Here is a 14,470-nt window from a genome sequence, read left to right on the forward strand (position 1 = left end):
CATATGTTTCAATAAATATAACCAACGTTCAAAATCTGTTTCACAATCATCAGCTTCTTTCGTGAACCAAGGCAACTCCAGATATACCTGCCGAATCTTGTCGCTAAACATCCGTCCGGTATCACGGTCTGCCAATATAACATCTGTCCGGAATTTGGAGTTCATTCCCATCTTATAGTTTAACAGGAAGATACCGTATACCGGGCACAGGTTAAACTTCCAGTCTTTACCCTTCTCCCCTTGATTACTGATAGCCCGCGATAAGTAATAAATACCCCGGTCGTAAAAGTAGGGTTGGGCTCCGTTCTGCATTTCCACCACAAACCAACCGCCATTGTCATCCTTACAGTGAATATCGAATATCACTCCCCGATCTTCAATCGTTTCCGGTTGGAGTATCGGATTTTGAAAGGTGATATCGCTGATATGGCGTTCGCCTTCCAGCAGCTGATTTAAGAAATCAATTAATAACTCTTTGTGTACCTCCTGACCGAAAATCCGGTGAAAACCGAAATCGGTGAAGGGATTGATAAACTTTCCCATAACTAAAGTATTTTGGTTGCCGCTCAATAACAAGCGGTGTGACAAAGATATAGAATATTTCCTTCGGGTAAAAAAGAAAGAAGACTATTTGTTTCAAACATGATAATAATTGAATCTTTTATAAAGCAAAGCTTACAATACAATACAATGCTTTGTTTTGTTTATAGATATAGGATATACTGATACAATAAAAGTTTTCATAAATAATTCCTTCATTTATTCATTCACTGCATTATATAACTGATTCTCTCGTGTTTATATATGAATGAAAGTAATTGACATGAAGGAAAGTTCTTTGTTTTTTATTCATCTGTATGATCCTATACTATAAAAAGAGGAAATATCCATTGAGAAATTATCTGTTAGTTAATCTTGTTCTAACATGCGACCTATGACTATTTAATTCAGTAGTCCTGTCTTCTTTTCTGTTTTCCAGTTGTCGCACGCTTATTTGACAACTGGAAAACGCTTGTAGCACATCTGTCGAACAAGCATTCGACAGATGACAAACAATAATAATGTTATAACTTTCGGGATTATAGATAATTAGTTCATCTCTTACAGGCTTACTATTTGAGCTTTCCTTTGTTCTGGAAAGAGTAAGTCTGAACTCCTGTCTGTTTTAAAAAAGAAGATGAAGGAATTTTTCGAGAATAAGACTGTTTTCTTCATCCTATAAATAACCTTCATCTATATATTGCATTTAATCAGAGAATTATATTGAATATGAAGGAATGAATGAATTATTTATGAAAACTTTTGTGAGAAGAATACAATGTCCAATAGGTAATAATCTGCCAATGTACCTATTAAGAAAGATTTGAGCTTATTCGAGCATAAGCCATTAGTCATAAACAAGGTATGCTTAGTCACAGGTTTATTTGCCGTCTGCTTCAGCTGACGGATTAGTAATAGTTTATTTATTAGAACTTTAGTTTCCATTTTAACAGTCTCTATCTGTTAAGAGAAATGTGGCTAAAGCCAAAAAAGAGAAACTACTTTTAATCCGTCAGCTGAAGCAGACGGCAAATGAACCTGCAATGGCTAAGTCACCTTGAAGCCTTGATGAATATAGGCTTTGGATAACTTTTTCTTTAGCAAATTTCTTCATGGATAAGAATAATTAGTTAGAAATAAACCGTTTCGTTGCTTGTGCCGCCATCCTGCCAGGGGTTGATACTGCCTGATATCGTGATATCCTGAGCTTGTATAGTGAATGAGTAGGTTTGTTTTTTCCCTCCTTCAAATGCCTTGGTCGATTCGATACGATAATTCTTACCACTCATTTGAACAATGAAAACAGGCTTCTCTATTGGGTAAAGAAGATAGTTTGTCACGATTGTTTCTTCGTTCTGTGTTATTTCTTTACTGATGTTGTCGATCAGTGTATAAGGCGTTGCTGAAGCGGTAGCGTTTAACTTGCCGGTTTGCACATTTAATTGTATGGTTGATGGGTAGTTCTCCATCGAAATACTCTGTATGATCATATCTTCTTTGATATCATCCGCTTTCTTGAATTTGAGCGTGATGGCGGAAAGAATATGGTTGAAAGATAGATTGACGGGGTTGTTTCCTGTTGTTTTGTCTTTGTTTAGTGCGGGGGTCGCCCACATGATGTCATTTTGCTTCGTTAGGTCAAAGGGTATACTTAACGGGGTGGCAGTAGCTGCTTCGGTGTAAGGGTAGTAAGCGTAAAAGTTTAGTAAAGTGTCAGGGTTGATGGGATAGTGGGCATGGGCATCGCAGGTAAATTCATTACTACCAGCAACTTTCGTGTAAAGGGAGTTGTTGAGGTCCTTGCGGAGAGTCATATTTCCTTCCGAATTGTTTTTATTATGTCCCCAACCCCATATACCGACCTGGGCATTATCGGGAAAAGCTGTATTGTCGATGATTGCTTTCGTTATAATGATATTACCTCCAAAGCGTATGATACTCCCTTCGTCATTGGTGGATTTTATAACATCGCCATCATTGTTACAACTGAAAGTCGCTATGAAAAGAGCAGAGAGTAATAGCTTTATATTCTTCATATTGTTATTTTTTTGTTTGTGTGAAATTACCTTGAATAAAAGAACCGGATAACGATTCGGCTTTGTCGTCGGATTTAGTGAATGATTTTAAAGTGTTTAATTTCTTGATCGTGATTGTCAACAAATAGGAAATACCTTCTTTCCATGCAGGTTGGTTAGTTGTATCTATTTGTATGTTGTAAGATTGATCACCGATCCTTAGTTTGAAAGTATAAGCTAGTTCGGGGAATAGAAGTAAATTCTCATTTACGGATATTGTATCCTTGCTAGCCAGTGTGTTTGCATTGATATTAGTTGATAATGCGAATGTTGTTATGGAAGTTTTATCGATTGTTATTGTACCATTAGACAAGTCCAGACTTCCGCTATTGGGTGTATCGGTTGTAATGGATATATATCCGTCAGGCAGAATATTATCTGTCCCGTTTACCAGATTGAATTTTACATTGGTTAGTTTATGCGTAAAATTCAGATTGACAGCTTCCGGTGCTTTTTTATTTCCGGCATTGATTGAAGCTGCGTACATCAAATCTTCTTCGCCGGTCAGTGTGAATTGTAATGAGTTATTATTGATTGTATAGGCTGTACCTTTTGACTGGCGGGGGTAATATCCTGCTAATGTAATTGAATTTCCATCTGCCGGATAAACTAATGATGTATTTGTAAAGATTAGTTCCTGATTGTTTCCTATTTGGCTGGGAGAAATCCCGTTGTAGATAACCTTTGTATTACTTGTTCCGTAAATACCTATTTCATTGATATTCTCCTTTGTAAACTCATCTACTAATGCCTTAGTTGTAGCATCAATCCCTTTTGGCATAATCAGAATAGGAACAGGAACTTCGTTTATTGGATGAGGTTCCTCTTCTATCCCGATTTCATTGCTGCATCCGGTGAGGATGAGAATGAAAGCCAAAAGGTATGAAGTATTAATATTCATATATTTATTTGTAGAATATGATCACCTATCTTTAGTTGGTGATAGGTGATCTTAAACTGTTTTATAAATACGGATTATTGAACGTCGCCAGATCCAGTTCCTGTTAGCCATTCACCGATCGTAGCAGTTGCACCAATTTCGGTTGCTTTAAAAGTTAATGTAACAATATATGATGTACTTACTACAGAAGCAACTGTTAGTGGCACTTCAATGCCTTCTGGGTTCTTTTCTGTAGTAACCTTTACTTTCATATCTGTTTGATTGGGTTGTACCATAATTGGTGAACCGAATGCGATGGGATTATTTACAGGATCTGTAGTATCAAAACCCGTTTTATCTGTTCCTACGGTTATTTCTCCATTACTATCTCCGGTAAATGCTAATGCTTTTGTATTTAAAGTGAGTGTTGCTGCTGTTTGTTGTCCGATGAGTTTAATGCTTGTAATTTTACCCCATGTTGTTACGGCTTGTTGATCTGCAGCCTGAATCTTAAAAGTGTATTGTGCCAGTTGGTGATCAAAAGTGAAATCTAGTTTTTTGGTTATGTTATCCTTCTTATTTCCACTTTTTATATCTGTACACATTATATCTTCTTGTCCTGTAATAGTGTAAGTTACAACATTATTGTTTCTTGTTCCACCACCTTCTGTTTTAGGGTGATATCCAATCAAATGACTTTGTATAGTGGCAATTGGATTATAGTATTGAGGGGCTGAGAATTTAAGACCATCTGCACTAGTTATAGTTGCATCTATTGGTGTTAATGTCTCTGTGCTCCAATCAGTAGGGAGAGTTTCCTTTTCTGTTTTTATGAACTCAATGTTCTCGATATTTGTACCCTCGGTGATTACTCCTGCTGTTTTCGTAATAATTTCTCCAATACCTGCCGATGCTTTTATCTCCACCGGTTGTCCATTATCAATATTATCTATTGGGTCACCTTCGCTTGTACAAGCGGTCATTGCTGCAACTGTTGCAGCAATTGAAATCATACTTAATACTAATGTTTTCATAATTATAAAATTAAATTGTTTGAACTCTTTTGATTGTTTATTATTTGGATTATTCAATGACCATGTCGTCACCGGCAGAAACTTCCCAGTTGTTGATCTTTACAGTGAAGGAAGCATCTTTTTCTACCGTTACGGATACATTTACATTGATATTATTTCCTTCCGTATTGCCTATCGATTCTCCTAAATCGAGCGTTGCGGAAGAGGTACTGCCGTCATTGAGGGTGAAATCCAGCTTTACCTCGTTTGTGGGGGTAGGGGGAGGGGTTTCTCCATGTTTGGGGGCGGTTCCTAATATCATAATGTTTGCTTTAACTCCTTCCTTTGAAGGAGCGGTTTCAAAGTTTACTTTTGTTGTTTTTTCCGGTACGATCTCTTGTTTACTCAGGTTGAAAGCGGCAGGTACTCCTGCTAATTCACCCTTACATTCTTTTATGTACTCCATACCGTCGACTTTTATGTCGATCGTTACTTCGCGGATCAATGAAGCCATGCTGAACTCACGTGTGTTGCTGATCCCTTCGTTAGCTTCCACCTCCAATTCGTCAATAGCTATTCCATATAAAGGAATACGTCCTGATGTCGTATATCCGGTTGCTTTCGTTGCCGGAATGTATGCTTCTGCCGTTTCGAATGTATTCATATTGCGGAATGCGATATTGTCGGCATCACAATTGAAAACCAGTAAGCGGTATTTATCCGGTGGTAAGGTGAATTTCAGTCCGTCGGCATCGCCTTCGATCTGTGTCATCGCACCCTGTTCCAGGGGATAGAAGCAATAACGTACTTTCTTTGGACTCTCGTGGCCGCTCAAGGCCTGTTCCCATTTCAGCGAATATGAGATAAAACCGTAGGAGGACTGTTCCGGCTCTTCCTTTGTACTGCATTTAATGAAACATGTAATGATCATTAATATGCAAGCGGCAATTCCGCATGAGCAACCTATCTCTCCTTTTATCATCACCGAATATTCTTTGAAATTCAATTCCTTTTGTTTCTGTCGCAAATATATCGGGAAAAAACATGCAGAAAATTGCTTTTTCTATCCAATAAGTTGTAAAAAGTGCGAAAGCTGTTGATTTTTGCTGCTTATTCTTCTTTATTCGTCCGTAAGGCACGGGGAGACATGCCGAAATTGGCACGGCAGAAATGGGAAAAGTTGGAAAGTGATTCGAAACCATACTTATAGCTGATTTCGGAGATCGACATATCGGTAGTGGTAAGATCGTTCTGGATATCTTCACATTTCTTTTTCAGCATCCATTGGTAAGCGGGTTCGCCGAATGTCTCTTTGAATAGACGGCGGAAAGTCGGCGTGCTGTAGCCACCCATCTGTGCGAAGGTTTCCACATCTTTTGCCTTCATATAATTCTGCATAATGAAATAACGGAAGCTCTTGCTGTACCGGTAAATCGGAGAGTAGAAAGCAGAGAGTTCTTTTAATGTATAGTAGCAGTTGAGCAGGTACACCAGTTCTGTCCGTTTGGCATTCAGGAAACCGGAGCACAGCAGGTCGTCGTTCAGATACATTCTGATCCCTTCCACGAAATATTGCAAAGGCGGACACATATTCATCACGACCGGTTCGATGCGTGAAGTCTCTGCGATGCTTGCTCCTTTATTAAAACGTTCGTTGCAGACATTCATCGGTCGCTCGAACAGATACAAGATACATTCGGCGGCTTCAAGTATTTTAAATTCGACCTTTGAACCGATCGGTTGCAGGATAAACTGTCCTTCATGGAAGACTGTGTCGGGATGTTCTTCACTGTTGACCTGTACACTCCCTTTCAGCAGAAAATAGAGTGTATTCTGCAGGCAACGTTCCCGGGGAATGATGATTCCCTTGGGATAAGAACGATATTTAAAGATGTGTTTCCTGTATTCAGGACAGGAGCCACAATCCGTGAACTTGCTATATCTCAGGTCGGAAGAGAACATAGACAATCATTATAATTTTACCTTGATACTTTTACCTTCGCTTTCGTTATGGAAACGATCGACAGCGGTCACAATATAGCGATATTTTTTCTTTCCGTTATTATAAGGCATTAAAAATCTTGTGTCTCGGGTGATTTTTGCTATTTTGGCCGGGTTGCTGAGATCGACCGGTTCTTTATCTTCGAAACAGTAAACGACAAAGTAGGAGGCAAGCTCCGGATTTGTAGGACTTTGCTCTGCCTGCCAGTGCAGCATGTAGCCATCCTGGGTCCATTCTTTTTTCAATTTCTTCACCTCCTGCGGAGCCCGGTTGTGCATGTGGGTATAGGCCGGGATCAATGCCGGATAGCGGTGGTAGTTCCTTTTCAGGCTGTCCGCCACGCCTTTGTTATTCCATAACAGTTCATTGGCCGGCCAGAAGCAGTTACCTTTTACTTTCGACAGCGAACGTTCGTAGAGCATTTTACGTGTCAGCTGGTCGGCTTTCATCGTGCGTGCCACGTCCTGACCGATATAAAGGTGAGGACCTGCCGGGGTTGCGTTCTTGTTCCACCATTGGATCAGGGTGATATAGTCGGCTGCCGAATGGCCTATCTCCCAGTATATCTGTGGCATGTTATAGTCGATCCAGCCTTCTTTTACCCAATGCAGGATATCTGCATAAAGGTCGTCGTAGTTCTGCAAGCCGTTGGTGTTGCTGCCGGAATTGTCGGGTGTGCTTTTCTTGTTCCGGTAGATGCCGAACGGGCTGATGCCGAAACGTACCCAGGGTTTGGTCAGGAGTATCGTCCGTTTCAGTTCGCTGATCAGGGTGTTCACGTTCTCCCGGCGCCAGTCGCCGCGCTGTGCTTCCGTATATCCTTTATTCAGACCGTATTTGCGGAAACTGTTATCATCGGGGAAAGGCATTCCGGGGGCGGGATAGGGATAGAAATAGTCGTCCATGTGGATGGCATCCACGTCGTAACGGCTGACGATATCGCGTACCACCTTGCAGATGAACTCACGGTTCTGGGGGAGTCCCGGGTCGAACAGGATCTGTTTATTATAGGTAACGAACCATTCCGGATGCTGATTGTAAATATGAGAGTCGGCAAACCGGGTGTTACCTGCCGTGCTGGCACGGTAAGGGTTCAGCCAGGCATGGAACTCCATGTTCCGTTTGTGGCATTCTTTGATCAGGAATTCCATTACGTCGAAATCACCTGCCGGGGCGACGCCTTGCTGGCCGGTATAAAAGCGGCTCCAGGGTTCGATGTCCGATTTATAGAAAGCATCCGCTTCGGGACGGACCTGGAAGATGATGGCATTGATACCGCAGGATTGCAGGTAATTCAACTTGCGCACAAAATCTTTCCGCATCTGCGCCGGGGTCATGTCTTTATATTCTCCCTGAAAGGCTGTCTGTATCCAGGCTCCCCTGAATTCCCGTTTGTCTTTTCCTTCTGTTTGACGAACAGGCAATTGGCGTGTAGTCGAACAGGAGGTAACTACACAAAGGAACACTGCCAGAAGCAGGCGGATATACTGATTGTTCATGAATCTTGTCTGGTTTGAGATTATTGTAACACTTTCTTCATTTTGGGGCAAAGATAATAAATAATAACAAACCCGAATACCTTGATACTAAGAATCGGGTTCTCGTTTCTTTTTGCTATTTTTGTATCCTTATTAGGAAAAGATTTATGTCTGAAAATAATTCTATATTTATCAAAGGGGCTCGTGTCAATAATCTGAAGGACATTGATGTAGAGATCCCACGCGACAAGCTGGTCGTCATAACCGGATTATCCGGCAGCGGGAAATCATCACTTGCTTTCGATACGTTATATGCCGAGGGGCAACGCCGCTATGTGGAAAGCCTTTCTTCTTATGCCCGCCAGTTCCTGGGGCGTATGAGCAAGCCGGAGTGTGATTATATCAAAGGCATTCCGCCGGCCATCGCTATCGAACAGAAAGTGAATACCCGTAACCCGCGTTCAACAGTGGGGACATCTACGGAAATTTATGAATACCTGCGGTTGCTTTATGCCCGGATCGGCAAGACGATCTCGCCCGTGTCGGGTATGGAGGTGAAGAAGCACCAGGTGAAAGATATCATTACCGAGGTCCTGTCGTATCCGGCGGGAACCCGTTTTGCCGTGTTCGCCCCGGTTGTTTTGCCGGAAGGCCGGAGTATGAAGGAACAGTTGGAGATCCTGCAGAAAGAGGGATATACCCGTTTGTCGATCGACGATACGGCTTACCGTATTCAGGAAGTAATGGCAGACGAGGCCTTACTCGCTTCCCAAAATATCGAACTGCTGATCGACCGTCTGGCTGTTTCGGACGACAAGACCTTGAAGAGCCGCCTTGCCGACTCGGCGGAAACGGCATTCTTCGAAGGGCATGATACCTGCATTATCCGTATTTATGCTACCGAGGGAACGGTGGTGAAAGAATATTCAAAGAAGTTCGAGGCGGATGGTATTACGTTCATCGAACCGACCGATATGATGTTCAGCTTCAACAACCCGTTGGGTGCCTGTCCGGTATGCGAAGGATTCGGTAAGGTGCTGGGTATCGACGAGAATCTGGTTGTGCCGGATAAGAGCTTGTCGGTTTTCCAGGGGGCGGTAGTCTGCTGGAAAGGCGAAGTGATGGGAGAGTGGCTGAAAGAGTTCATTGCCAAGAGTGAGAAATACAACTTCCCGATTCATCGCCCTTATTACGACCTGACGCAGAAGGAAAAAGATCTGCTGTGGCATGGGGCCCGGGGACTGCATGGGATCGATGACTTCTTCAAATTCGTGGAAGAGAATCTGTATAAAATACAATACCGTGTGATGCAGGCACGTTACCGTGGAAAGACGACCTGTCCTTCCTGTAAAGGTGCACGTCTGAAGCCGGAAGCGCTTTACGTGAAAGTCGGGGGAAAGAATATCTCCGAACTGGTATCGCTGCCTATCACGGAAGCAAAAGCCTTTTTCGATAATCTGGTACTGGACGAAACGGATGCGGCTGTGGCCAAACGTCTGTTGACGGAGATCATGAACCGCCTGCAGTTCCTGCTGGATGTAGGATTGGGATATCTGACGCTCGACCGCCTTTCGGCCTCTTTGTCGGGTGGTGAGAGCCAGCGTATCAACCTGGCAACCTCGTTGGGAAGTAGTCTGGTCGGTTCCTTATATATATTGGATGAGCCGAGTATCGGACTGCATTCGAGGGATACTGATTTGCTTATAAAAGTGTTGCGTCAGTTGCAGGCGCTGGGTAATACCGTTGTCGTGGTGGAACATGACGAAGATATCATCCGTTCTGCCGATTATATTATCGATATAGGTCCGAAGGCGGGACGTCTGGGTGGCGAAGTGGTTTATCAGGGGGATGTCAACAACCTGCAGACCAGTAGTAACAGCCATACGGTACGTTATCTGACGGGTGAAGATAAGATAGAAGTTCCTACTTTCCGTCGTTTGTGGAATAATTATATAGAAGTAAAAGGGGCACGCAAAAATAACCTGAAAGGGATCGATGTGAAGTTTCCGCTGAATGTGATGACGGTGGTTACCGGTGTCAGCGGTTCGGGAAAGAGTTCATTGGTACGTGACATCTTCTATGAAGGAGTAAAGCATTATCTGGATGAGGCCGCCCGTCTGATGGTGGACTGTTCGGGTCTGGAAGGTGATATGAAGATGATCGAGGGAATCGAGTTTGTCGATCAGAACTCGATCGGTAAGAGTTCGCGTTCCAATCCGGTGACTTATATCGGTGCTTACGACGAGATCCGTAAGTTATTCGGCGAACAACCGTTGGCGAAACAATTAGGATATACGGCAGCCTATTTCTCTTTTAATAAGGAAGGCGGCCGTTGCGAAGAGTGTAAAGGCGACGGGCGTATTACGGTAGAGATGCAGTTTATGGCAGATATTACATTGGTTTGTGAAAGTTGTCATGGAAAGCGTTTTAAACAGGATGTGCTGGATGTGGAATATTTCGGTGTGAATATTTATGACATGCTGGAAATGACAGTCAATCAGGCTATTGAATTTTTTGAACAACATACCGGGTCGCAGGAAAAGAAGATCATCAAGAAGCTGAAGCCGTTGCAGGATGTCGGTTTGGGTTATATCAAGCTGGGACAGACTTCTTCAACCTTGTCCGGTGGTGAGAACCAGCGTGTGAAGCTGGCCTATTATCTGGGACAGGAAAAGCAGCAGCCGACCTTGTTCGTGTTTGACGAACCGACTACCGGTCTGCATTTTCATGATATAAAGACCTTGTTAAAGGCATTTAACGCGCTGATCGACAAAGGTCATACGGTCGTGATCATCGAACATAATATGGATGTGATCAAATGTGCCGATTATCTGGTCGATCTGGGTCCGGAAGGCGGTAACGCAGGTGGTTATCTGGTTTGTGCCGGAACACCGGAAGAGGTGGCTATGTGTCCGGAATCGTATACAGGTAAATATTTAAAAGAAAAATTATAGAGAAGCAATCCGACAGAGATTATTCCATATAAGAATCCCTTTCCGGTTTAATGTTAATTTACATTACGGGAAGGGCTTTTTTATGTTTGCATATCTGAGATATTTTAAAGAGCTATCAACCGCTACAGCCAGCCGCGATTTAAAAGAGGCGGTTGAAAGTAATCTGTTGCGGAAGGAAGGTGAGAAAAGTTTAACGCGCTATAAATATATAATGTAGAATCTGTCGTCATACTATAAAAAAACGGAGAATGCTTTCAATGAAACATTCTCCGTTTATATTGGATAGAGTTAGTCTTATTTTTTCTTCATATCAAATGATAAGTCCATCGGAGTGAAAGGGAAATCGGCTCCGCCGACTTTTACGCTGGCTGCTTTCAAAGCGAACTTCAAGTTCTTGTCGCTTACTGCATAGGAAGCTGTCTTTTCTGTTTTGATAGTAACTTCAACACCAGCCACATCGATTTTTAATGGTTCCGGTTTTAAAGTCATTACAACTGAATCTTTTGCAGCATTCATTGTTGCTGTATAGTTTATTTTGTAATTCAGTGAATCGCCAATCGCTTCGATGATGGGCTTTGATGCTTCTTCACCCAGAAGTTCTACTACTAATGCTTGATAAGGGAATTTTTCAAACTGAATTGAGTCATTTGCAACTTTAAGTTCCAATTCTGTTGCTGTAGGATCTGCTTCTGTTGCTTTAGCTTCTTTTGTATAAGTCATCTTTCCTGTAAATTCGCCATTAACATCTTCTACAGTTCCTACTGTCGGAGTGTTATCGTCATCATCACTACAAGAAGCAAAAGTTAAACCAACTACTGCTAACATCATCACAAGCGACCATTTCAACGTCTTTTTCATTTTTCTTTTATTTTAGTGTTAATAAATTATGTACGACTAATAAGATGATAGAAGTTGCAAAAAGGCTGCATCTCTATTGAATAATAAATGAGAAAAATAATATATTTAAATGTAAGACATTGATATGTAGCTGCTTTTAAAATGTTTTTATTTGAATTGTTTCAGAACTTTTAGGTTGAAGACCCATTCCGGGGTATAGACTTTTCCATCATTTAGTTTTAATCGCTTTTTACAACATCTGCCGGATTTCCATTTGCGGCCCGAACCACTTGTCCTAAAACTGTCAGTATGACTAACAGGATAGTAACCAGCAGGATACTTATAAACATCCAGAGTTGGATATGAACGCTCTGCGGATATTGATCCAGCCATTTTTTGGCGAACAGATAGCCGACAGGTAAGGCGATGGCATTGGCTGTCAAAGTGATGATTGTGTATTCTTTCAAGAACATATCAATGATCTCACGAGACGTGGCTCCCATCACTTTGCGGATGGCTATTTCCTTCTTTCGCTGCTGCATATTGGACGAAGAAATAGAATAAATACCAAAGATGGAAATTAATGCGCATAAAACGGCCAGTAAGGTGAATAACCGGAGACTGGCGTTTTCGGTGCGGGTCAGTATTTCCAACTGATCGTTGACTGTCATTGTCTCGCTCAACGGAAATCCTTCAGGGGTTATACGACTGATCAATTCCTTTACGGCTTTTAAAGCATCTTTTTCCTTTCCGGGTAAAGTCCGTAAATATAAATAGTAATCATAGAAATTATAATATTCAATGATTGTGGGAGGTATTGGATTTCGAAGGCTTAGGCCGTGGAAATCTTTTACGACTCCTACTATCTCAAAATAAAGCGGAGGTGTATCGTCCGTCCCTCTTAGGATATAGTCTTTTCTGCTAATCATTTTTCCGATCGGATCGGTGGTGCCAAGCAGATGGGCCATTTGTTCGTTGATAAGTATTTTATGGCATCCGATACCGGACGGATCATCCGATTGCATGTCTGTATCTTCCAGATAACGTCCTTTCTGTAATGTTATTTTCATCTTTTGTGCGAAGTCTATGCCTGCCTGGATCATCTGGATCTCATAAGAAGTATTGGCCGGTTTGTTTTCCCATCCTATTTCTTTTTCGGTGTGCCAGTTATCATGACTTAGCCGGAAATTTCCTCCGCGTATGCAATCGGTAATACTTGGTATTTGTTTTATCTCATCAATGAATTGTGAGTAGATTTGTGAGGATATATTAACCTGTATAAGGTTGTCGGTATCAAATCCCATCGCTGTATTTTTCATCCGGTTGATTTGCAGGAATAATATTTGTGCGGTAAACATGAAGCCGACACAAATACCTAACTGTAGTCCGATACTGGTTTTACGGATCCATTCATTGTTGGCCGTATGGAATAATTGGGGACCTGCTTTGAAATCGTTTGATTGCTTATGGATAAAGCGACTGATGATAAGCAGGACGATTGATGACAGAAGAGTCCAGCCGAATATTCCCGTTTGTAATAAGTCTATGAATAATTCCTGTTTTTGAATAGACGTATCCAATAGTTGTTCGATATAAGGAGTTGTCAGCTCTATCAGGGAGACCCCGACTAACAAGGCTAACAGCACCTGGATAGAAATTTCAATGATGATCTGGCAGAACAAATTCTTTTTTACTGCTCCCAGAGAGGTTCGTAGCTTAAATTCGCGGGAACGTTCAAAGATGCGGTTGACCTGTAAGTTGATAAAATTGAACAGGGAACAGAATAGCAATAATAATCCGGAAATAACAAAGGTCCGGATATAGTTTAGATTGAAGGACATCTCCGCCCCCAATTGGTATCTTGTTTTTGTGATAGGGGTTATTTCGATATATAAATTGGGGTTTAACTGATTTTTTATCGAATAGGTGCGTAGCTTCCGACTGAATGCTTTTACATCTGTATTTTCATGGAGGCATACATACATTTCATTAGGTGGATAATTCCAGTAATATTCCGGCGAACGGCTGGTATAATGGCTTTTATCGACTTGGATACTATAGTATCCATCTGCCTGAAAGATGCTGTTTGAGGGAGGATTTTCAATAACGGCTGTTATTGTCTGTGTAAATTTATTCTGGTCGGTGAGTGTTTTACCAATTGCCTCTTCCGGGGTTTTCCAGTATTTCAAGGCAAATCTGCGGGTTACCATCAGATTCGTTTTTGTTCCATCTTCGGTTGTCGGGATGGGATCTGTTATGTTTCCGGCTATAACTTTGGGAGGAAAAAGCCGGGTATAGCTCTGATTCACCCATTTAAATAAGGGAGTACCGATTGTTTTATTATCGGAAGTGTATATGCCCCCGGCATTAGATAAAGTAGCGGCATATTTGACTTCGGGGAAGTTTTCATTTAATTCAGCGCATAAAATGACTGGGGCACCCGGCAGCATTTTTCCTGTTTGTTTGTCGATCGTATATATATTATAGATATGTTCCGATTCCGGGTAAAAGCTGTCGTAAGATGTTTCATATCTATACCAATAGTATCCAACGGTGAAAAAGGTCAATCCGATTGCTAATCCTAATATGCTGATGCAGGATTGCGTTTTGTATTTTAGTAGGTTTCTGAAACCTATTTTGAAGTAGTGTTTGATCATGATGATAATATATTAAATGATAATAACCAAAAAG

10 protein-coding genes are annotated in these 14,470 nt (G+C 41.7%); 1 reads left to right on the top strand and 9 read right to left on the bottom strand.

The features are described from left to right. From IEY67_RS07675 to IEY67_RS07705, 7 genes are all read right to left on the bottom strand, one after another. Window positions 1-543 (bottom strand): Rpn family recombination-promoting nuclease/putative transposase (locus tag IEY67_RS07675; protein ID WP_189086821.1); only part of this gene is annotated, 543 nt, incomplete at its 3' end. A gap of 1,127 nt (window positions 544-1,670) precedes the next feature. Further along, window positions 1,671-2,576 (bottom strand): fimbrillin family protein, encoded by a 906-nt coding sequence (locus tag IEY67_RS07680; protein WP_183671316.1) that lies wholly within the window; start codon window positions 2,574-2,576, stop codon window positions 1,671-1,673. 4 nt (window positions 2,577-2,580) lie between these two features. Then, a complete protein-coding gene (locus IEY67_RS07685) occupies window positions 2,581-3,516 on the bottom strand; it encodes a fimbrillin family protein (protein WP_183671315.1) in 936 nt (311 codons plus the stop codon). Between the two features lie 74 nt (window positions 3,517-3,590). After that, window positions 3,591-4,529: a fimbrillin family protein gene (locus IEY67_RS07690; protein WP_183671314.1), complete on the bottom strand. Its 939-nt coding sequence runs from the start codon at window positions 4,527-4,529 to the stop codon at window positions 3,591-3,593. A 49-nt stretch (window positions 4,530-4,578) separates the two neighbouring features. Continuing rightward, window positions 4,579-5,514, bottom strand: coding sequence for a DUF5119 domain-containing protein (locus IEY67_RS07695; RefSeq protein ID WP_229800997.1), 936 nt, complete (start codon window positions 5,512-5,514; stop codon window positions 4,579-4,581). A gap of 104 nt (window positions 5,515-5,618) precedes the next feature. Beyond that, the gene (locus IEY67_RS07700) at window positions 5,619-6,470 is read right to left on the bottom strand and encodes an AraC family transcriptional regulator (RefSeq protein ID WP_122375135.1); all 852 of its coding nucleotides are present in this window, start codon (window positions 6,468-6,470) and stop codon (window positions 5,619-5,621) included. A 9-nt stretch (window positions 6,471-6,479) separates the two neighbouring features. Continuing rightward, the gene (locus tag IEY67_RS07705) at window positions 6,480-8,009 is read right to left on the bottom strand and encodes a glycoside hydrolase family 10-like protein (RefSeq protein ID WP_122375134.1); all 1,530 of its coding nucleotides are present in this window, start codon (window positions 8,007-8,009) and stop codon (window positions 6,480-6,482) included. Window positions 8,010-8,155: 146 nt separating this feature from the next. On the opposite strand from IEY67_RS07705, the gene uvrA reads away from it, so the two are divergent. Next, on the top strand, window positions 8,156-10,942 hold the full coding sequence (gene uvrA / locus IEY67_RS07710; RefSeq protein WP_122375133.1) for an excinuclease ABC subunit UvrA: 2,787 nt from the start codon (window positions 8,156-8,158) through the stop codon (window positions 10,940-10,942). Between the two features lie 294 nt (window positions 10,943-11,236). Here uvrA and IEY67_RS07715 read toward each other — a convergent pair whose 3' ends face one another. Together IEY67_RS07715 and IEY67_RS07720 are read right to left on the bottom strand one after the other, a co-directional pair. Next, window positions 11,237-11,800, bottom strand: a complete 564-nt coding sequence (locus tag IEY67_RS07715) for a DUF4840 domain-containing protein (protein ID WP_183671313.1) — start codon at window positions 11,798-11,800, stop codon at window positions 11,237-11,239. 218 nt (window positions 11,801-12,018) lie between these two features. After that, on the bottom strand, window positions 12,019-14,436 hold the full coding sequence (locus tag IEY67_RS07720) for an ABC transporter permease (RefSeq protein WP_183671312.1): 2,418 nt from the start codon (window positions 14,434-14,436) through the stop codon (window positions 12,019-12,021). Between the last annotated feature and the right edge of the window lie 34 nt (window positions 14,437-14,470).

It is taken from the genome of Parabacteroides faecis (assembly GCF_014647375.1).
Classification (GTDB): Bacteria; Bacteroidota; Bacteroidia; order Bacteroidales; family Tannerellaceae; genus Parabacteroides; species Parabacteroides faecis.

Coding starts and splice junctions, on each gene's coding strand:
- IEY67_RS07690 (WP_183671314.1), bottom strand. CDS start 4,529: ATGAAAACATTAGTATTAAGTATGATTTCAATTGCTGCAACAGTTGCA.
- IEY67_RS07700 (WP_122375135.1), bottom strand. CDS start 6,470: ATGTTCTCTTCCGACCTGAGATATAGCAAGTTCACGGATTGTGGCTCC.
- uvrA (WP_122375133.1), top strand. CDS start 8,156: ATGTCTGAAAATAATTCTATATTTATCAAAGGGGCTCGTGTCAATAAT.
- IEY67_RS07715 (WP_183671313.1), bottom strand. CDS start 11,800: ATGAAAAAGACGTTGAAATGGTCGCTTGTGATGATGTTAGCAGTAGTT.
- IEY67_RS07705 (WP_122375134.1), bottom strand. CDS start 8,009: ATGAACAATCAGTATATCCGCCTGCTTCTGGCAGTGTTCCTTTGTGTA.
- IEY67_RS07685 (WP_183671315.1), bottom strand. CDS start 3,516: ATGAATATTAATACTTCATACCTTTTGGCTTTCATTCTCATCCTCACC.
- IEY67_RS07720 (WP_183671312.1), bottom strand. CDS start 14,436: ATGATCAAACACTACTTCAAAATAGGTTTCAGAAACCTACTAAAATAC.
- IEY67_RS07680 (WP_183671316.1), bottom strand. CDS start 2,576: ATGAAGAATATAAAGCTATTACTCTCTGCTCTTTTCATAGCGACTTTC.